The 21854-nt window shown below is 35.4% G+C and carries 17 protein-coding genes; 12 read left to right on the top strand and 5 right to left on the bottom strand.

Annotation, left to right across the window (positions count from 1 at the left end; all coding sequences use genetic code 11):
* The first annotated feature begins 5 nt into the window (after positions 1 to 5).
* From K8P02_RS07695 to K8P02_RS07645, 11 genes are all read left to right on the top strand, one after another.
* Positions 6 to 2075 (top strand): right-handed parallel beta-helix repeat-containing protein, encoded by a 2070-nt coding sequence (locus K8P02_RS07695; RefSeq protein ID WP_155921468.1) that lies wholly within the window; start codon positions 6 to 8, stop codon positions 2073 to 2075.
* Positions 2076 to 2256: 181 nt separating this feature from the next.
* Complete coding sequence (locus K8P02_RS07690; RefSeq protein ID WP_223382193.1) at positions 2257 to 3570, top strand: MBOAT family O-acyltransferase; 1314 nt, start codon at positions 2257 to 2259, stop codon at positions 3568 to 3570.
* A 12-nt stretch (positions 3571 to 3582) separates the two neighbouring features.
* Positions 3583 to 4500 (top strand): hypothetical protein, encoded by a 918-nt coding sequence (locus K8P02_RS07685; RefSeq protein ID WP_044158373.1) that lies wholly within the window; start codon positions 3583 to 3585, stop codon positions 4498 to 4500.
* Between the two features lie 2 nt (positions 4501 to 4502).
* Positions 4503 to 6344, top strand: a complete 1842-nt coding sequence (locus K8P02_RS07680; protein ID WP_025867761.1) for an alpha-L-fucosidase — start codon at positions 4503 to 4505, stop codon at positions 6342 to 6344.
* Between the two features lie 280 nt (positions 6345 to 6624).
* Positions 6625 to 7647, top strand: a complete 1023-nt coding sequence (locus K8P02_RS07675) for a radical SAM/SPASM domain-containing protein (protein WP_025867762.1) — start codon at positions 6625 to 6627, stop codon at positions 7645 to 7647.
* Complete coding sequence (locus K8P02_RS07670) at positions 7644 to 8747, top strand: glycosyltransferase family 4 protein (RefSeq protein ID WP_025867763.1); 1104 nt, start codon at positions 7644 to 7646, stop codon at positions 8745 to 8747. Before K8P02_RS07675 ends, K8P02_RS07670 begins: the two co-directional genes overlap by 4 nt.
* 5 nt (positions 8748 to 8752) lie before the next feature.
* Positions 8753 to 9388: a sugar transferase gene (locus K8P02_RS07665; protein WP_025867764.1), complete on the top strand. Its 636-nt coding sequence runs from the start codon at positions 8753 to 8755 to the stop codon at positions 9386 to 9388.
* A gap of 3 nt (positions 9389 to 9391) precedes the next feature.
* On the top strand, positions 9392 to 10816 hold the full coding sequence (locus tag K8P02_RS07660) for a capsule assembly Wzi family protein (RefSeq protein ID WP_025867765.1): 1425 nt from the start codon (positions 9392 to 9394) through the stop codon (positions 10814 to 10816).
* Positions 10817 to 10818: 2 nt separating this feature from the next.
* Positions 10819 to 11367, top strand: coding sequence for a dTDP-4-dehydrorhamnose 3,5-epimerase (rfbC, locus tag K8P02_RS07655; RefSeq protein ID WP_002560229.1), 549 nt, complete (start codon positions 10819 to 10821; stop codon positions 11365 to 11367).
* 24 nt (positions 11368 to 11391) lie between these two features.
* Positions 11392 to 12705 (top strand): UDP-glucose dehydrogenase family protein, encoded by a 1314-nt coding sequence (locus K8P02_RS07650; RefSeq protein WP_195350161.1) that lies wholly within the window; start codon positions 11392 to 11394, stop codon positions 12703 to 12705.
* Between the two features lie 36 nt (positions 12706 to 12741).
* The gene (locus K8P02_RS07645; protein ID WP_025867766.1) at positions 12742 to 13539 is read left to right on the top strand and encodes a DUF4738 domain-containing protein; all 798 of its coding nucleotides are present in this window, start codon (positions 12742 to 12744) and stop codon (positions 13537 to 13539) included.
* Between the two features lie 74 nt (positions 13540 to 13613).
* Here the strand turns inward: K8P02_RS07645 and K8P02_RS07640 are convergent, their stop codons facing one another.
* Both K8P02_RS07640 and serB read right to left on the bottom strand, forming a co-directional pair.
* Positions 13614 to 14855, bottom strand: a complete 1242-nt coding sequence (locus tag K8P02_RS07640) for a DEAD/DEAH box helicase (RefSeq protein WP_002560226.1) — start codon at positions 14853 to 14855, stop codon at positions 13614 to 13616.
* A 51-nt stretch (positions 14856 to 14906) separates the two neighbouring features.
* Positions 14907 to 16130, bottom strand: coding sequence for a phosphoserine phosphatase SerB (gene serB, locus K8P02_RS07635; RefSeq protein WP_002560225.1), 1224 nt, complete (start codon positions 16128 to 16130; stop codon positions 14907 to 14909).
* A 266-nt stretch (positions 16131 to 16396) separates the two neighbouring features.
* Between serB and K8P02_RS07630 the strand changes: the two genes are divergently transcribed.
* Positions 16397 to 16903, top strand: a complete 507-nt coding sequence (locus K8P02_RS07630; RefSeq protein WP_007485643.1) for a TlpA family protein disulfide reductase — start codon at positions 16397 to 16399, stop codon at positions 16901 to 16903.
* Positions 16904 to 17095: 192 nt separating this feature from the next.
* On the opposite strand, the gene K8P02_RS07625 is transcribed toward K8P02_RS07630, so the two are convergent.
* Genes K8P02_RS07625 through lon form a run of 3 tightly spaced genes read right to left on the bottom strand, consistent with a single transcriptional unit; the run spans position 17096 to position 21790 of the window.
* A complete protein-coding gene (locus K8P02_RS07625) occupies positions 17096 to 18193 on the bottom strand; it encodes an LptF/LptG family permease (RefSeq protein WP_002560223.1) in 1098 nt (365 codons plus the stop codon).
* Positions 18194 to 18197: 4 nt separating this feature from the next.
* Positions 18198 to 19328, bottom strand: a complete 1131-nt coding sequence (gene tgt / locus K8P02_RS07620) for a tRNA guanosine(34) transglycosylase Tgt (RefSeq protein ID WP_025867767.1) — start codon at positions 19326 to 19328, stop codon at positions 18198 to 18200.
* Positions 19325 to 21790, bottom strand: a complete 2466-nt coding sequence (gene lon, locus K8P02_RS07615; protein WP_002560221.1) for an endopeptidase La — start codon at positions 21788 to 21790, stop codon at positions 19325 to 19327. The genes tgt and lon overlap by 4 nt, the downstream gene beginning before the upstream one ends.
* Positions 21791 to 21854: the final 64 nt, after the last annotated feature.

Here is a 21854-nt window from a genome sequence, read left to right as displayed (position 1 = left end):
AAATCATGGAATACAATTATAAATTACTATCCAAAGATTTATCTTTCGCTAGTCAAGTAATACAATCACATACTATTTATGAAATAAAAGATATTTTTCCAGTTAACAACTTTACAATGCCAAATGATTGTATTTTAATGTTTACTGGTGGATTATTAGTCATTGAAGGTACATTAACAGGTAATTATACAAAAATTAAATGTGGGTTATATCGCTGTTTTTCTGGCAATATAAATCTTAACGGGAAGTGGATTATAAGTGAAGCTTATCCTCAATGGTTTGGGGCAATTGGAGACGGAGAGACCGATGATACTTTTGCTATTAGATACTTATTCGCAAACGCTCATTGTTATAATAAAATATCATTTCCAAATATGAATTATTTATTCTCAAATATAGACATTACCAAACAATGCTATATTGATTTTAATGGAAGTCACTTAATCTGTTTATCACTTGGTTACAGTAAAAATTTTTTCACTATTTATGCAAATAATTGTATTATTGAAAATTTTATAATTGACGGTAATTCTGAAAGTATTTCTATTTCAAATGGAGGTCATACGTTTGCAGTATATGGGAATAATAATATATTTCGAAATGGAAAAATATCCAATTCTGTACAAGACTCTTTTTGGCTCTATGCTGGTCTTTATAATGGTATTGAATATTTGGCAGATAATACACTCATCGAAAATATAGTTATAAATTATCCTAGAAGGAATGGAGTCATGCAATTATATGATTCACAAATATTTAAATCATCAATTATAATACGAGGTTGTCGTTTTTACAATATTAATGGAGTAGGTGAAGCTATTCAGTTGTCGTATTGCAAAAACGTTTTATCGGAAAATAATTATATAAAAGGCTGGAATGTACAACAGTCATTAGTTCATATTAAATATGCAAACATCATTAATTCAATTTATGAAGGATATGGGGATGACGATACTAATATAAACGACCATATTGATTTAACCTTTAGTGAGAACATTAACATATCTAAATGTCTTTTTAAAAACCGTCCGTTAGGTATTGCAATAAACCCATCAAATACCTCTAAAAAAACACAGATATCAGAGTGCCGTTTTTATGACAATCAAGGTATTGTTAGTTTTAAAAATTACAATGATATAAAAATAAATAATTGTAGTTTTTATGGTTGCAGAAGTGCTATTAGCGGTAAAAATGTAAAGCTATTTAGTATACTTAATAATTATTTTGAAGAGTGCTTTGTGTGTATGTATATTTCTTGTGATGAAATAGACAATGATAATGACAATCCAAGTAACTTAAAATTAATCTGTAATATACAAAATAATGTTTCTATAAGATGTGGTAATGCCTTTCTTCAATGTGAACCTTATATTGGAAACTTTGAATTAATATCAATAATACAAAATACAATAATAGACCTACACCAATTCAATATTAAACCAGATTATAAATCATGGCAGAATAATAATTACAATCCACTAGAACAAGTACCAGGTGCCATTGCTATATATGCTTTAGGTAGCGCTACATCAATAAATAGTATTAATCTTCTTGAGATTTTAAACAATAAATATATCCAAGAACAGTTGTATTCACCACATATAGCCGGAAGTGGCATATATACATTTTCTAAACTTAGTTCATGTGATGATATTGTATTCAAAAATAATACAATCAACAACATAAATCTACCATTATATATTGATTATCCAGAAAGACTAAAAAAAATTACAACAGATTATTATTACGAAAGCGAAGAAATAGATTTATCATCTGGAAAAGTTTTTAATGCGAGATGTATGTCAGTCGTAAATTCATTAAATACTCCATTTGCCATATATATATCATATACTGAAAACAGTTCAAATGATACAGGAATCAATATTTCTTTTTGTGATGGAATAACTAATACTGAAAAAATATCTTATATAACTGAACAGGAAAAAAGTACAGAGTATCAAAAATTTATATATACCAATAATCACATATCCAAATATAGACATTTAAAAATTAATTGTTTATGTAATAAAATAGGCTCAGGGAAAATCATAATACGTGTTTACTATATTGACTAAGTTAGCAATTACGACCAATTTTATTTTGACTTAAATACAATATAGCACTAATATATTAATAATTATGTTGTTTAATTCATTTGCTTTTATATTATTTTTCCCAATCGTCTGTATTATCTATTGGATATTACCTTTTAAATATAGAAATATATTTCTGCTTATAGCCAGTTATTATTTTTATATGAACTGGAATCCTACGTATGGTATACTCATTCTATTTTCTTCAATCGTAACATGGGCATCAGCTATTTGGATGAGTAAGAAAAAATCAACAAATACAAAAAAAAATATATTAGTAATTTGCTTATTAATAAACCTTGGTATTCTCTTTATTTTCAAATATGCTAATTTCATATCAGCCTCCATTAATGACATTTTTGTCATATTAGGTATAAAAATGAATATTCCACAGATGAATATACTTTTACCTGTCGGAATTTCTTTTTATACATTTCAGGCTATAGGATATACAATTGATGTATATAGAAAAAATATTAAACCGGAATCTAATTTTTGGATCTATGCTTTATTTGTATCTTTCTTCCCCCAGTTAGTTGCAGGCCCTATCGAACGCGCAAAAAGTCTACTACCTCAATTTCATATAAAACATTCATTTAATACAGATAAAGCTGTACAAGGTTTTAGACTTATTTTATGGGGATATTTTATGAAATTAGTAATATCTGATAGATTAGCTGTATATGTAAATAGTGTGTATGATAATGTTTCACACCATAGTAGTATTTCGCTAATAGTAGCATCTATATTTTTTGCTTTTCAAATATATTGTGATTTTGGAGGATATTCTAACATTGCGATAGGATGTGCCAAAATCATGGGATTCGACTTGATGACTAATTTCAACCGCCCCTATTTATCAAAGTCCGTAGCAGAATTTTGGAGAAGATGGCATATTTCTCTTTCTACCTGGTTCAAAGATTACGTATATATACCCTTAGGTGGCAATCGTTGTAGCAAAGGGCGAAATCGTCTTAATTTATTAATCACATTTTCTGTGAGCGGCATATGGCATGGAGCCAATTGGACTTTTTTGATATGGGGAACATTGAACGGCCTGTTTCAAATTGTAGAAAAGCTATTTAAAAGAAACAACAAAGCCATGGAAGAAGAAAAAATCACCTATAAAAATAAAGTCATAAACATATGTAATGTAGTAATAACTTTTATCCTCATCACATTTACTTGGATTTTCTTTAGAGCCAACAACCTGTCAGACTCATTGTTGGTAATAAAGAAAATAGGCCAATTTAAAGGCCCGTTATTTACCAACAACATTGATTCCATCATCTATGGCTCTTTTTTCATACTGATGCTGATCTGCTCTGATATTTTGCAAGAGAGAAACAACAGTAGGCATATTTTATTGGAAAATTCTAACAGAATGATCCGATATTCATCTTATATCGGAATAACCATCCTGATATTAATGTTTGGAGTCTTTGACAGTTCGCAATTTATTTATTTTCAATTTTAATATACCGATTCTATGCGCAAAACACGTTTTTTCTTTTTGCTCGCAAGCTTGTTTGCTGTATTATGTATTTTAGATTATGGTATAGGAAAGTTCCTTGAGTATTTATATTTTAATCAAAAACAGGGGAAATTGTACAATATAACATATGCCATAGAGAAGCAAACCAATGATGTTATTATAATGGGATCCTCCCGGGCAATGCATCACTACAACCCCGACATTATCTCAGATTCTCTGAAACTGTCTTGCTACAATGCCGGATATGACGGTCAAGGTATTTTGTATCATGAAGCGATATTAAATACGATACTTCAAAGGTATACTCCCAAAATTATAATTCTGGATGTAAACAACTATGAGTTATCAATAAATGAAGCATCCTATGATCTACTATCCATTCTAAACCCTTATGTAGCCAAACATCCTATTTTAAAAGAAACGGTTAATCAAAAAGGCAAATTTGAAAGATATAAATTTCTTTCTCATATCTATCCATACAATTCTCTATTTGCTCGTATTATCATGGGAAACCTGAATTTTTCAACAAAAGATGTGAGTGAGAACGGTTTTACAGCTCAAACAGGAATATGGGAGCAGCCAATAGACAGCATTACTTTCCTAAAAAATGAAATATTAGATAAACAAAAAGTACATTCTCTAAATAAATTCCTCAAAGAATGTAAAAAGAAAGGCACAAGCCTATATGTTGTGTACAGTCCGACTTATAGAAAAGAAAAAAACACCTCAAAATCAATTGACTATATAAAAAATGCATGTAAAGAATATGACATACCTTTCATCTCTTATCAAAACAATCCGAATTTCACAAATAATCTTCTATTCCACGATTTTGATCATTTGAATGACAAAGGTGCAGACTGTTTTTCCAGTGACATAGCTACTTATATTAAAAAAGCCAAAAAACATTAGAAATGCAAGGAATATCATATCTGAAGTTTTTCCTCAGTATTTCGTTTACGCTATGCATAATTTGTAACGGATGTAAAACCGAAGAACCATATAAACAGCCAGAAGGAGGAAAAGTGATAAGTAGGGAAGTTGACATGTCTTGGTGGAACGATGCCCGTTATGGAATGTTTATTCATTATGGAATATATTCTGTCTTAGGAGGAGAATATATTGGTAAAAACGTAGAAGGTACGTCAATTCACTTTCAAAGTGTTGGTCGTAATAACGATAAATCGGATTCTGTAAAAATCGGAGCAGGAGCCGGTGCTGAATGGATTTTATACGAAGCTTCTATCCCAAGAGAATCTTACCGCAAATACGCTTCATCTTTTACCGCTGAAAAATATGATCCACAAGCAATTGTTGATTTAGCATTGAGTGCCGGAATGAAGTATATTATCATTACTACAAAACATCATGATGGTTTCTGCTTATGGGATAGCGACGTCACCGATTGGGATATATCACACACACCAGCAGGCATTCGTTGGAATCACGACTTAATTGCCCCTTTGGCAGAAGCCACACGCAATGCAGGTCTCAAATTTGGAATATATTTTTCACATACTCGAGATTGGATGCACCCAGGAGGAATTGGTCCCATACCTGAATTGCAAATGAAAGAATATTCATATATCGAAAATCAGTCATACATGGAAACATATACCTATCCAATGGTAGCAGAATTATTAAATCGTTACCATCCGGATATATTTTGGTGGGACTCAAACAATCCGTATGAAGAATTTGCAATACGTTGTAACTCTTTAGTAATTAATTCAAGTTCAACAATCATTCAAAACAATCGCATTTCCACTTTGCCTCTTTATCAAGGAGACTTTGCAACTCCAGAACAATCTATGAATGAAAACGAAGAATACGAAAATGTAGAACTTTGTATGACAATGAATAGCTCATGGGGATATAATCAATTTGATAATGATTGGAAAAAACCAGAATATATTTTATGGTGTTTACTACGAGCAAATAAGTTGGGAGGTAATTTGCTCCTAAATATAGGACCACGTGCTGACGGTACTATTCCTGAAGAAAGCCAATCAGTATTAAAAACTGTTGGACAATGGATCAATACAAATAGTGATGGAATATATGGAACCCGAAAAAGCCCACTACAATTCAACTTACCATATGGACCAACTACGTGGTGTAAAAAAAACAATATTCAACATCTGTATTATCACATATTTTATTGGGATGGTAGCGGCGAACTCTGGTTACCAGGCATAATGAACCCAACGAATGAAATTGAACTTCTATTTCCTGAAAACCCTCAACTTACATTTCAGGTTGAAGCTATTAAAGGTATCGGATTACACATAACTGGCTTACCTCAAACTAAAATATCTGAAATGTGTACTATGTTGGATATCAAGTTCAAAAATGAGCCCAACTTGAATGAAGGTACAAGAGAAATTAATAATATAATCCATCTATATGCCTTAGGGGCACAAATAGAAAATGTGGCTATTGATGATTTCAAAACCAAACCTTGTATAAATTGGTATTCAGGAAGATGTATAAATTACAAAGTAATAATAACCCGTGCAGGGACTTATGATGTTAGTGCACAATTAGCGGGATATTACCCAGGAACAATAACATTCAATTTTGAAAACAAACAAAAATTGACAGGAAACAATAAAGCAACTTTTGGACATGACAATTTTGAATGGCAAAATATGGGAAGTATACATTTAGAACCCGGTGAATACAAGTTAAGTATAACAGCCAATCAAGTTGACCTGTGGTTAAAAATACGAGAATTTAAAATGAAACGTCAATAGGCCTTATTTCTATAATTACAATTCAAGAAATTTCAAACACATTGTCACAAATCCCTATTTTGTATTGTATTTACAAATCAATTAAAAATTTCATATTAGAAAATTTATTCCATATATTTTTTCAAAAATATGGGCAAACAGATAATTTTTATGAGTTATTCACGTTTAAGAAACATAACAGAGGCTTTTTTATATAAAAAGCTTTTAAAAACAGAAATTAATTTTATCATAAATCAAAAGTATTGAATAACTTACGCTCAGGAAATATTTAATAATAAAGATGACTACCACTATACCTAACCCTACCGACATGTGCATTATCGTCACTTATCGCTGTCCGATGAAATGCCAAATGTGTGATATCTGGAAAAATCCTACTCAGAAAGAGAAAGAAATAACTATAGCGGAAATAGAGAAACTCCCTTCTGTGAAATTTATAAATATTACGGGAGGGGAACCTTTTGTGAGAGAAGACCTGGAAGAAATCATAGATGTATGCTTCCGTAAGTCTCCAAGAGTTGTTATTTCGACTTCTGGTTGGTTTGAAGATCGTATTATAAAAATGGCAAAGCGCTTTCCCAATATAGGAATACGCATCAGCATTGAAGGGTTATCGCTGAAAAATGATGAACTTCGTGGAAGGGTTGGTGGCTTTGATAAAGGTTTGCGCACTTTACTCAAGTTAAAAGATATGGGAATTAAAGATATAGGATTTGGAATTACGGTATCTAACCATAATTCAAATGATATGCTATCGTTATATCAGCTTTCCAAATCATTAGGAATGGAATTTGCGACAGCTGCATTCCATAATTCTTACTACTTTCATAAGGAAGATAATTATATTACTAATAAAGAGGAGGTATGTAATAATTTCAGGACTCTGATGGAGTGGCAATTAAAAGAAAAGCATCCTAAATCATGGTTTAGAGCATACTTCAATATGGGGTTAATTAATTATATTCAAGATAATAAAAGACTTCTTCCATGCGAAGCTGGGTTGGTTAACTTCTTTGTTGATCCATACGGAGAGATTTATCCTTGCAATGGCTTGGAAGAAAAGTTCTGGAAAGAAAGCATGGGGAATATAAGACAAACAACCTCATTTAATGAAATATGGCATAGTGAACAAGCTGAAAAAGTCCGTCAAATGGTGAAAAATTGCCCAAAGAACTGCTGGATGGTGGGAACAGCCTCGCCTGTAATGAAAAAATACATTACTCAACCATTAAGATGGGTAATTCGCAATAAATGGAATGTTATAACAGGGAAAGCTATATCTATAGAATTGAAAAAAAAATGAAAATAGTAGTAACTGGTACAAGAGGAATCCCTGGCATTCAAGGCGGAGTCGAAACACATTGCGAAGAGTTGTTTCCGCGTATTGTGGATGAAAGGCATGAAATAATTATCATCCGCAGACCTGATTATATATCTGCTGGACATAATATAAAAGAATATAAAGGAATACTAATTAAAGATATCAAAACTTTACCAGGGAAGCACCTTGAAGCGATTACGCATACTTTTATGGCTGTACTCTATGCACGTAGGATCCATGCTGATATCGTTCATATCCATGCTGTTGGCCCGTCTTTAATGATACCAGTTGTACGGTTATTAGGTATGAAAGCTATAATGACACATCATGGCCCCGACTATGATCGTCAGAAATGGGGAAAATTATCAAAAGGTATATTAAGGTTTGGAGAAAAGATTGGAGTAAAATATGCTAATCATGTGATCGTGATTTCTAAACATATTCAAAAAATGATTTCAAAAAAATATCCTGTCCAAATAAATCTGTCTCTCATACATAACGGAGTGAATCTAACGTGTCCACAAGTTGATAATAACTATCTTGCAGAATTAGGGGTTAAAAAACATTCTTATATTTTAGCTGTTGGGAGATTTGTAAAAGAAAAGGGATTCGATCTATTACTGGAAGCATATAAGTATATATATAATAAAGACATAAGGCTTATTATAGCAGGGGATGCCGATCATGAGGATCAGTATTCATCCGCACTAAAAGATATGGCAAAAAGCCAGAATGTTATATTGACCGGATTTATACAAAAAGATAAATTATCACAGCTATACAGTTCTGCCCGTTTATTTGTGTTACCATCTTATCATGAAGGATTACCAATATCATTACTTGAAGCAATGAATTGTCATTGTGACGTTTTAGTAAGTGATATTCCTGCTAACAAAGAAGTTGGATTAACAGATACATGTTATTTCAAATGTGGTGATATTCAAAGTTTAAGAGATTGCCTAAATAGAAAACTACAATCCACTTGGACTCCTTGCGAATATAATATGTCTTTATATAATTGGGATTATATAGCTCAGCAAACCAAAGATATTTATGATTCTTTATCACAAAAAACAATATAATAGATATGAATACGTTATATCTACAAATGGAAACAGAGACTCTATTAAATAATGCACCGTTAACACGGAATAGTTGCAGAATGATAAAACGTACATTTGATATTATAACCGCTTTGATAGTCCTAGTATTAATTTTTCCATGGGTCTATCTAATTATAGCTTGCTGCATAAAAATATTTATGCCAGGTCCTATTTTCTTTAAACAAAAAAGAACAGGAAAGGATGGTGCAATTTTTACATGCTACAAATTTAGAACAATGGATGCAAAGAATCATTCTGATGAATTCATTGATCCACAATTAAATAAGTATTCGCTTGGCAACTTTTTACGTTCAACCAGTTTAGATGAACTTCCTCAGTTTTGGAATGTATTGATAGGAGACATGTCAATTATAGGGCCAAGACCACATATGCTTGTTCATGATGAAGAATATATGAGTAAAATTGAAGAATATCCCTTACGTTATGCGGTAAAGCCAGGTATTACTGGCTGGGCACAGGTAAATGGTCTACGCGGAGAAAGAGACATCAGAAGAGTGAAAATGCGCGTAGACTACGATTTGTGGTATATTCAACATTGGTCAGTAGTTTTAGACATGAAGATAATGTTACGTACCATTAGAGTGATGATAAAAAAGTAATAAATGCAAATTCTGTTCAAGCAATATAAAATATTTCCTATTATTTTGTTATTTCTAACAGGGAATATTTATGCACAAAATTTAGAAACATTTGTAGAGTACGGAACAGCCATACATGCAGGAGATTATACTCCTCTGTGGCAAGTTAGCAATCAGCAAGGTCTATCTTCTATTAAGAACAATACTTATATTAGAGGAGGAGTATTCTACAATAAAACGCTTCATTCATGGAAAGCGGAAGCAGGGATAGATATTGCCGTAGCAGCTGGTTTTTCTTCTACTTTTATCCTTCAACAAGCCTATGCTGATATTCGCTATAAATGGATAGGTTTGTGGGCTGGAAGCAGAGAAATTAATTCTCCTTTGTTAAATCAACAACTAAGTAGTGGCGGTTTAACGTGGTCGGGAAACGCAAGACCTATACCACAAATAGCAGTAGGCATATTTGATTATGTACATATCGCTCCTAAAGTTCAAGTAAAAGCAGAATTGTCATACGGTTGGTTTACTGACACTAAATATCAAGAAAAATATGTAGGAGATGAATATTCATATACGCGAAAGATAAAATATCACCATAAAAGTTTCTTTTTCCGTTTTGGCCTTCCAAAAGGAAAGTGGTTATTTGATGTAGGAATGAGTTTAGATGCTCAATTTGGAGGGTACAAAGTAAGAGGAAGAGATGAAGGTGATTTAGGTAACGGATGGAAAGATTATTGGAATGTACTTATACCTCAAAGTGGAGGAAATGCCAGTCCTGGAGGAGAACAAGTATGGTACCAAGGAAATTATATGGGGAGTGAACATCTTAAATTAACATATAAACATAATGATTTTATCCTTAGCGCATATTTAGAAAATTATTATGATGATTTTTCCGGAATGGGAAAACAAAATGGTTTAGATGGTCTTTGGGGTATAGAATACAAAGCGAATAAGTCTCAAGTTATCAACAATATAGTGATAGAATATTATCAAACAACTAATCAAAGTGGTCCCTTACATGGATTAGATAATTCTATCATAAAAAAAACAGGAGGTGCTGATGACTATTACAATAATGATTGGTATCCAGGTTGGGTACATTGGGGTATGGGAATGGGTAATCCATTAATCACTTCACCTATATATAATAAAAACGGAGATTTAGCATTTTTATATAATCGTGTAAAAGCGATTCATCTTGGTTGGAGTGGTGATATTACCAAAGAATGGACCTATCGTGCAAAACTGTCCTTCAATCGTACTTGGGGGACTCCATTTAAACCAACTCCTGAAATTTTAGAAAATTTTTCTACCTTTGCAGAGTTTAAATATATTCCAAGTAAATGGCAAGGTTGGAGTTTTACCGGCTCCGTAGCTTTTGATATTGGAGATATCTATGGTGATAATTTGGGTTTTCAATTAAAGATTCACAAAAATTTTTGATAATGAATTACATACAGACAGAAATTGATGGCGTATGGTTAATAGAACCTAAAGTATTTTCTGATAGTAGAGGATATTTTATGGAAGCTTTTAAAAAAGAAGAATTTGAAAAATACATTGGGCCAGTAAACTTCATACAGGATAATGAGTCTAAATCATCATTCGGTGTATTGCGTGGTTTACATTATCAAAAAGGGGAATATAGCCAGGCAAAACTGGTACGTGTCATAAAAGGAGAAGTACTTGATGTAGCAGTGGATTTACGAAAATCATCACCTACATTTGGGAAGCATGTCAGTGTTTTACTAACCGAAGAAAATAAACGCCAGTTTTTTATTCCACGTGGATTTGCTCATGGTTTTTTGGTGTTAAGCGAAGAAGCTATTTTTACTTACAAAGTGGATAATGTATATACTCCACAAGCAGAAGCATCTTTATTATATTGTGACACGTCATTAGCTATTGATTGGCCTATAGCTGAGTCTCAAGTTATTATGTCTGAGAAGGACAAACAAGCTAAAACTTTCCAAGAAGCTGAATATTTCGTATAATCCATTCAAACAAAACATCAAAATATGAAAATTGCAATTGTAGGGACCGGATATGTAGGTTTGGTTACAGGAACTTGTTTTGCTGAAATAGGTGTAGATGTAACTTGTGTTGATACTAACAGTGAAAAAATAGAAACATTAAAAAAAGGTATCATTCCTATTTATGAACCGGGGTTGGAAGAAATGGTACTCCGGAATACAAAGTCAAAACGATTGCGATTTACAACATCATTGGAAAGTTGCTTAAATGATGTAGAAGTGATATTTAGTGCGGTAGGTACACCTCCCGATGAAGACGGTAGTGCAGATCTCAGTTACGTTCTTGCTGTAGCCCATACAATCGGGCGTAATATGAATAAATATAAACTGGTAGTTACTAAAAGTACTGTGCCGGTAGGGACAGCTCAGAAAGTACGTAATGCCATTCAAGAAGAACTGGACAGAAGAGGAGTCAATATAGAATTTGACGTTGCTTCAAACCCTGAATTTCTAAAAGAAGGAAATGCCATCAGTGACTTTATGAGCCCGGATCGTGTGGTAGTGGGAGTAGAGTCGGAACGCGCAAAGAAACTCATGAGTAAACTCTATAAACCGTTCTTATTAAATAACTTCCGGGTGATCTTTATGGATATTCCTTCTGCAGAAATGACTAAATACGCAGCAAATTCAATGCTTGCTACCCGTATCAGTTTCATGAATGATATAGCAAATCTTTGTGAACTTGTAGGAGCTGATGTAAATATGGTACGTAGCGGTATTGGTTCAGATACTCGTATCGGACGTAAATTCCTTTATCCGGGAATAGGATATGGAGGATCTTGTTTCCCGAAAGATGTGAAAGCGTTAATAAAGACTGCAGAACAAAATGGATATGATATGCGTGTGCTCCGTGCTGTAGAAGAAGTGAATGAAACACAGAAAAGTGCTTTATTTGATAAACTTCAGAAACTATTTGGCAATGATTTGCAAAATAAAACAATTGCTATCTGGGGACTTGCTTTCAAACCGGAAACAGATGACATGCGTGAAGCTCCTGTACTGGTACTTATAGATAAGTTGCAGCAAGCCGGATGTAATATCAGAGCATATGATCCTGCCGCCATGGAAGAATGTAAAAGGAGGATAGGGGACACCATTTATTATGCACGTGATATGTATGATGCTGTACTTGACGCAGATGTCCTGATGTTAGTTACCGAATGGAAAGAGTTTCGTTTACCTTCATGGGCAGTAATCAAAAAGACAATGGCACAACAAATTGTTTTAGATGGTCGTAATATCTATGAGAAAAAAGAAATGGAAGAACAAGGATTCATATACCATTGTATTGGGAAATAAGAAGATAATTGTGTATTTTTGCACAAAACTAAATAAATGATTAAATACGTAGCGATATCGTTGTTGACGGTCTTGCTTATGGCGTGTAATAGCACCCAAAGACAAAACTCTTCGGAACAAAATGAAGACATCAAAGCCAAGCAACTATTACAAGGAATCTGGCTTGATGATGAAAGTGATGTTCCTTTAATGCAAATCAAAGGTGATACTATTTATTATGCAGATTCACAAAGTGCCCCCATATACTTTAAAGTAATAAAGGACACTCTTTATACCTATGGAAATGAACAGACACGTTATCAGATTGATAAGCAAACAGAGTATACCTTTTCATTCCATTCCTTAGCAGATAATATTGTAAAGCTCCACAAATCAGAAGATCCCAATGATTCATTAGCCTTCTCCGGAAAGCCGGTTGAGGTTATTCCAACTTATACAGAAGTCACTAAAAAAGACAGTGTAGTAACATTTGATGGAATTCGTTATAGAGCATATGTATATATCAACCCCTCTAAAATCAGAGTAGTAAAAACCACCTATTCAGAAGACGGTATCAGTATGGATAATATATATTATGACAATATTATGCATATATGTTTATATGAGGGAAAGAAATGTTTGTATGCCAGTGATATAACAAAGCAAATGTTCGAGAAAGTAATCTCAACAGATTTCCTGCAACAATCAATATTATCCGATATGGATTTTAAAGGTGTTGATCATAAAGGATTTCATTATCAGGCTATGGTCTGTATTCCGGAAAGTGCTGTATGTAATATTGTGAATTTATTAATTTCTTTTGATAAAAAACTCATTATTTCTGCGAACAAATAATCAAATAGAAAAAAGAAGAAATGGAGAATATCAATAATTTACAGCATTGATATTCTCCATTCTCTTTTATATATTTATTGTTTTCTCCCTCTTGAACGATCTCCGGATTTCCGTCCACCTCCCTTACGAAAGTTTCGAGATCTACCGCCACTGCCATTGCTTCGTGGATTATAAGCCGGGGCTTCACCCAATTCTGCAGGTACAGGTATTTTATAAATATCCTTTTCCAGGAAATTTTCTATATTCTTAAAGTTGGTCTGTTCTTTTTCATTTACGAATGTAAGAGCTACACCATCATTATTAGCACGTGCAGTACGTCCGATACGGTGCACATAATCTTCACTATCATGAGGAACGTCAAAATTGATCACTAAACGAATATCATCGATATCAATTCCTCTTGATACAATATCAGTCGCTACAAGGATATTAATTCTTCCAGACTTAAACTCATGCATAATGAATTCCCGCTGTGCCTGTTCCAGATCCGAATGCATCTCTCCAACATTCAACTTCATCATCTTCAGAGCTTTCGCAACTTCTTTCACTTTAATTTTAGAGGATGCAAAGATAATAACACGCTCGGGCACTTCTTCTTCGAAAAGACTACGGACAATACCTAATTTTTGGTTTTCATAACATACATATGCTGCCTGAACAATCTTTTCGGCTGGTTTGGATACAGCCAACTTCACTTCTGCCGGATTATTCAGAATTGTTTTAGCCAACTGTTGAATTTTGGCAGGCATTGTTGCCGAAAACATAATTGTCTGACGCTCTTTAGGCAGATACTTTACAATTTGCATAATATCCTCATAAAAGCCCATATCGAGCATGCGGTCAGCTTCATCCAGTATGAAATAGGATACCTTTGATAAATCCACATATCCTAAACTCAGATGAGCAATCAAGCGGCCCGGAGTAGCAATTACCACATCTGCCCCAAGAGTCAACCCCTTCTTCTGTTGTTCAAAAAGCACTCCATCGTTTCCACCATATACAGCAACACTGGACACTGGCATAAAATAGGAGAATCCTTCCATTTGCTGATCTATCTGTTGTGCCAGTTCCCGGGTAGGGGACATGACAACGCAGTTAATAGCGTCCTCCGGATGCTCTCCCTCAGATAGCTTATTTAATACAGGGAGTAAGAAGGCAGCCGTCTTACCTGTACCTGTCTGAGCGACCGCAATTAAATCTCTTCCCTCAAGAATAACAGGGATTGCCTGTTCTTGTATCGGTGTGCACTCATCAAACCGCATTGCGTCGAGTGCTTCAAGTACACGATCGTTTAGTTTTAGTTCAGAAAACTTCATTTTATGCTTATTATACAAATTAATAATATCACCAATTAATCACAGGCAGATTTACATGTTCAAATATGAATCTTTAAAACCAAGAAAATAAAGTACCCCATCCAGGCCAATTGTATTAATAGACTGCTTAGCATTGGCTACTACCTTAGGTTTAGCATGAAATGCAATACCTAATCCGGCAATACCTAACATCGGAAGATCATTGGCTCCATCACCTACTGCAATTGTTTGGGCAATATCTACTTTTTCAACCTGTGCAATCAGACGGAGGAGTTCCGCTTTCCGTTTTCCATCAACCACATCACCCAAATAACGTCCGGTCAACTTACCATCTATAATCTCAAGTTCATTGGCATACACATAGTCAATGCCATATTTTTGTTGTAGATATTTTCCAAAATAAGTAAAACCTCCACTTAGAATAGCAATTTTATAACCATACTTCTTCAGGACATACATCAACCGATCTACTCCTTCCGTAATAGGCAAGTTCTCTGCTATTTCCTGCATCACCGACTCATCCAACCCTTTAAGTAATGCTACACGCTCACGGAAACTTTCTACAAAATCAATTTCTCCACGCATAGCACGCTCAGTAATCTGTTTCACCTGATCTCCCACACCAGCGCGCATTGCCAGTTCATCAATAACCTCTGTCTCTATCAAAGTAGAATCCATATCAAAACATATCAAACGACGCATACGTCGATACATATTGTCAAGCTGGAAAGAGAAATCCATTTCGAGTTCACTGGCCAGTTTCATTAACTGTTCCTGCATAACAATACGATCCTTCGGGGTACCACGAACAGAGAACTCAATACAAGCCCGTGTACGTGCTTCACACTCATTCAGGGGAATACGCCCTGTAAGACGTTTGATAGCATCAATATTCATCCCTTGTTCAGCAAGAATACGAGTAGTTGCAGCAATCTGACGAGCAGAAAGTTTACGTCCTAACAACGTAAGTATATAACGGTTCTTTCCCTGCATCTTTACCCAACTTTCATATTCCTCCGTAGATATAGGATAAAAACGAATTGTTACCCCCAAAGACGAAGCTTTGAATAATAACTCTTTCATAATAAACCCAGAATTCTGTTCCTCTGTCATACAAAGGATACCTAATGAAAGCGTATTATGAATATCCGCCTGGCCGATATCTAGAATTGTAGCATCATATTTTGCTAATATTTCTGTCACAGAAGCCGTCAATCCAGGACGGTCTTCACCTGTTATTCGGATGAGAATGAGTTCAGTATTTGAGAGTTGCATAAAAAAAATCTTTTAATCCTGCAAAAATAGAGAAAAAAGTCGGTACCTATGCTAAAGAACATAAAAAATTATGGTCAAAAAGTAAGAAATTTGCTTGTTTATTTGGAAGTTAATTTAATAAATACTTACCTTTGCGCCCGGTTTCTGAATTAAAGGCATTGACAATCAACGGATTCCTCTCCGTTTAATGCCTGGAAAGACGATGTTTCGGGGAGAAGCCACTGTTTAAGGACAGTCCCGAATAGTATTAACCAAAACCGAATTACATGAGACATGTAAAATGGATTTTTGTTGTATTACTAATTTGTTCCTTGACAGCCTTCGTTGAAAAAGACAAACCTACCGGAGGCTTAAGTGTGGGTGACGTAGCCCCTGATTTTCGAATCGAATCTACGTCAGGGGAGCAACGCCCTCTTAAATTGGCTGACTTAAAAGGTCGGTATGTGTTGCTAAGTTTTTGGGCAAGTTATGATGCACAGTCCCGGATGCAAAACGTAAGTTTGAACAATGTACTTCGGTCTGATATGCCCAATGTGGAAATGGTTTCTGTGTCATTTGACGAATATCGTTCGGTATTTGAAGAAACTATTCGTAAGGATCAAATAGTTACGCCCACTTGTTTCGTGGAAACTAAAGGCGAAGATTCCGGTTTATTTAAAAGATACCGTTTGAACCGGGGTTTCACTAACTATTTATTAGATGGAAATGGTGTTATTATAGCCAAAAACATCTCTGCTGCAGAACTCTCTGCTCACATAAAAGAAATCGGATAAAATAATATTCTGACTTCAATAAAAAGTGTAAGGAGAGAGGGGAATTTCCTGAATAAATAAAGATGTTCAGGAATAGACAAAAGAGGAAATGAATACAACAAAAAGAGTCCCGTCTACTTAAAAGTTGACGGGACTTTTTCTTTAAAGATTCAGATTACTCTTTCAATCATCTGCCATTACAGAAAATAAGCATTATTTAGGAGCCTTTTTATATAAGTAGAATGCTATGAATGCATACAATACATTCGGTATCCATACCGCAACTACAGGAGGAACATTTCCATTAACAGCAAAAGTCGAAGTAATTGTCTGGAAAAGGATATACGAGAAACTTAGTGCAAGCCCGATTCCCAAATGCAGTCCCATTCCTCCCTTGGTTTTTCTTGATGACAGGGATAAACCTATCACAGTTAGAATGAACGACGCAAAAGACATGGCAATACGCTTATGATATTCAATTTCAAACTCTTTGATATTGGCAAATCCACGCCTCCGTTGCTTATCAATGTATTCACTCAACTGAGGGCTGGTAAGCATTTCCTGCTGATTCTTCATAATCAGAAAATCAGATGGATCCATATTTATAATAGAGTCCATTCTATCCCCCTTTATGATATTTTCTTTCAAGCCATCCAGTTCACGTATCATATAATCATGAATAGTCCATTTGTTTACAGTAGTTGTATCATATACAATACGACGTGCTGTCAGGTGAGAAATCAGTTTCTTATCAACAAATTTATCCAGCGAAAAACGATTTCCGGTCTTATTATAATCCTGATAATTATCAATGTAAGCTATTACGCCGTCAGCCACCTCAAGTTGCACATTACGTGCACTACCTTTCTTTTTGGGCTTTACATACCTATCCTCAAAGTTCAAACGCGTTACACTTCCTTTAGGTATTACATAGGATCCCAACATAAAAGTAGCTACTGCAATAACGGCTGCCGATATCATATAAGGACGCATCAGACGCTTAAAACTCATTCCGGTGGAGAACATAGCAATAATCTCTGAATTCTCTGCCAGCTTTGAAGTGAAGAAAATTACGGCAATAAATACAAACAACGGACTGAATAAATTCGCAAAGTAGGGAATGAAGTTCATATAATAATCAAAGACGATTGCAGTCCAGGGCGCTTCACGCTCCATAAACTTATCCATCTTCTCATTGAAGTCAAACACTACAGCGATAGAGATAATCAACGCAATAGCAAATACGTATGTCCCCAAGAATTTCTTGATGATATACCAGTCCAGCAGTTTGATAAAACGATTGCTTTTCATTTAATTATAGTCTTGTTGACACTCTTTTTACCATCATCGGCTTCCATGTAGAGAAATCCCCGGCAATAATGTGTTTACGTGCCTCACCTACCAACCAGAGATAGAATGCCAGATTATGGATAGAAGCAATCTGCATAGCCAATAACTCTTGCGCATGAAACAGATGACGCAGATAAGCTTTACTGTATAAAGTATCTACGCAAGAAGCGCCATCAGCTTCAATAGGAGAGAAGTCCATTTCCCATTTTTTATTACGCATGTTTATAATACCATCCTTGGTAAATAACATTCCATTCCGACCGTTTCGAGTAGGCATTACACAGTCAAACATGTCAACTCCACGTTCAATACCCTCCAGAATATTCACCGGCGTACCGACTCCCATCAGGTAACGGGGTTTGTCTTTCGGCAAAATGTCGTTTACAACTTCAATCATCTCATACATTTTATCCACAGGCTCACCCACGGCAAGTCCTCCAATGGCATTTCCATCCGCTCCTTTAGAGGCAACAAACTCTGCTGATTGTTTACGTAGGTCTGTGTATACACACCCTTGGACTATAGGGAAAAGAGATTGATTATAGCCATATTTAGGTTCCGTTTCATTAAAACGCTGAATACACCTGTCAAGCCAACGGTGTGTCAGTCCTAATGACTTTTTGGCATATGCATAGTCAGAATCTCCCGGAGGACATTCATCAAATGCCATCATAATATCCGCACCGATAGTACGTTCAATATCCATCACTTTCTCAGGAGTAAAAACATGTTTACTTCCATCAATATGTGAACGAAACTCAGCGCCTTCTTCACACAGTTTACGGATACCTGCCAACGAAAAGACCTGAAACCCACCACTATCAGTCAACATCGGACGATCAAAACCGTTGAATTTATGTAATCCACCGGCTTTTTCAATGACCTCCAATCCCGGACGCAAATAAAGATGATACGTGTTACCCAATATGATCTGAGCCTCAATATCCTCTTTCAATTCTGTCAGGTGTACACCTTTCACTGTGCCAAGTGTACCCACTGGCATAAATATAGGAGTTTGTATCTGCCCGTGGTCTGTTGTAATCAGACCTGCACGGGCATTACTTTTTGCGTCTGTATATTGTAATTCAAATGTCATTCCTGGCTGGCTTTCTTTACAGATAAATCAATGGCATCAGCCACCTTCTCGTTAGTCAATGCAATTGCAAATACTTCTTTCACATCAGTTACATAGTGGAATGTCAGTCCTTTAAGATAAATCTCCTGAATCTCATCTATGTTCTTTTTGTTCTCGGCACTCATTATAATCTCTTTAATCCCTGCACGTTTAGCTGCAAGAATTTTTTCCTTAATACCGCCCACCGGAAGCACTTTACCGCGAAGAGTTATTTCACCGGTCATTGCCAGATTTGCTCTCACTTTACGTTGTGTCAACGCAGAAGCCAATGAAGTAGCCATAGTAATACCTGCTGACGGACCATCTTTAGGGATAGCACCTTCCGGAACATGAATATGAATATTCCAATTATCAAATATCTCTTCGTCCAGATTCAGCAATGAAGCATGCGCTTTAATATATTCAAGTGCCAGCATAGCAGACTCTTTCATTACATCCCCCAAATTGCCCGTTAAAGTCAAGCGTCCACCTTTACCGCGGCTCAAACTTGTTTCAACAAATAAGATTTCACCTCCAACAGCAGTCCATGCCAATCCTGTCACAACACCTGCGTAGTCATTACCCTGATATTTGTCACGGGTATATTCAGGTGCTCCCAGAAAATCATATAAATCGGCAGGCTTAATCTCAGTCTTTAAAAAATAACCATCTGTAGCATACTGGCGGGCCGATTTACGAAGTATCTTACCGATCTTCTTCTCCAACTCACGCACCCCACTTTCACGAGTATAAGACTCTATAATAGCCTCCAATGTATCTTTTGGGATCTTAATATCAGTCTTTTTCATTCCGTTTGCTTCCAACTCTTTTGGAACCAGATGCTTACGGGCAATCTCAACCTTTTCTTCCGTGATGTAGCCACTAACCTCAATCAGTTCCATACGGTCAAGCAATGGTCCAGGTATCGTGTTCAGATTATTGGCAGTAGCAATAAACATCACTTTAGACAAGTCATAATCCACATCAAGGAAGTTGTCATGAAACGTTGTATTCTGTTCCGGGTCAAGCACTTCCAGTAAAGCAGATGAAGGGTCTCCCTGACGATCTGCACTTACTTTATCAATCTCATCTAAAATAAATACCGGATTGGAAGAACCTGCCTTTATCAAACTCTTTATAATTCGTCCCGGCATAGCACCGATATAGGTTTTACGATGTCCGCGAATCTCGGCTTCATCATGTACGCCTCCTAAAGACATACGAATATACTTCCGTTTCAGAGCAGCAGCGATAGATTTCCCCAAAGAAGTCTTACCAACCCCCGGAGGTCCATACAGACAGATAATCGGTGATTTCATATCACCTTTCAGTTTCAGAACAGCCAAATGTTCAAGAATACGCTCTTTCACCTTTTCCAGACCATAATGATCTTTATTCAGTGTTTTCTCTGCATTCTTCAGATTCAAATTATCCGTTGTATATACATTCCACGGCAAACTAAGCATCGTTTGCAGATAGTTCAACTGTACACTAAAATCAGGAGATTGCGGATGCGTACGTTCCAATTTGGCCAACTCTTTCAAGAAGAGGGTACGTACTTCTTCGCTCCATTTCATTTTATACGCTTTATTGCGCATTTCTTCTATTTCCTGCTCCTGTCCACTGCCACCCAATTCATCCTGAATTGTTTTAATTTGCTGCTGCAAGAAATATTCACGCTGCTGCTGGTCTATATCTTCACGGGCACGCATCTGAATAGACGCTTTAATTTCAGCAAGCTGGACCTCCCGGTTCAATATCTCCAACAGACGATAAGTACGCTCTCTCAATGAATCGTAACGGAGTAATTCTATCTTCTCGTCCTTTTTTAAAGGTAAATTAGTGCAGATAAAATCTACCAGAAACATATGGTTACTAATGTTTTTGATAGCAAATGCAGAATCCTGATGCAAAGAATCCGAAGATTTAATATAGCGTATTGTCAGGTCTTTGCAAGTTTCAACCAAAGCTTGAAATTCCTTATCATTTTTGTCAGGCATTATTTCATCTTTCACTTCGATGCTGCCCTTCAGATAAGGATGGGTTTCTGTAATACCCGTCAATTCCAAACGTTTCAATCCCTGTAAAATAACAGTTGTCGTTTGATCAGGCATTTCCAGAATACGCACAATTTTCCCAATGGTTCCAATTGTGTGCAGATCTTCAAATTGAGGTTCATCTGTCTGAGCTACTTTCTGACAAACAACCGCTATATTCATATTTTTCTTTTCAGCCTCACGTATTAATCTCAAGGATGACTTCCTACCCACTGAAACCGGCATAAATACCCCCGGAAACAACACCATATTACGAAGGGGAAGTACCGGAAGAGTATCACCTGATTTGATTTTCACATCGAACATTTGCTCTTCATTTCCTTCAAAATCGGCGATCAGTGAGAATGCATTATCATCTGAATCTTCCATAAAGTATTTTTCTCTCATCATTTCGTTTAAATTAGTTTATGTCATTATATGGGCATAAATTGTTTGCAAAGTTAATCGATTA

This window comes from Bacteroides nordii, from assembly GCF_019930665.1.
GTDB lineage: Bacteria > Bacteroidota > Bacteroidia > Bacteroidales > Bacteroidaceae > Bacteroides > Bacteroides nordii.
This window is presented reverse-complemented; position numbering and strand designations above follow the sequence as displayed.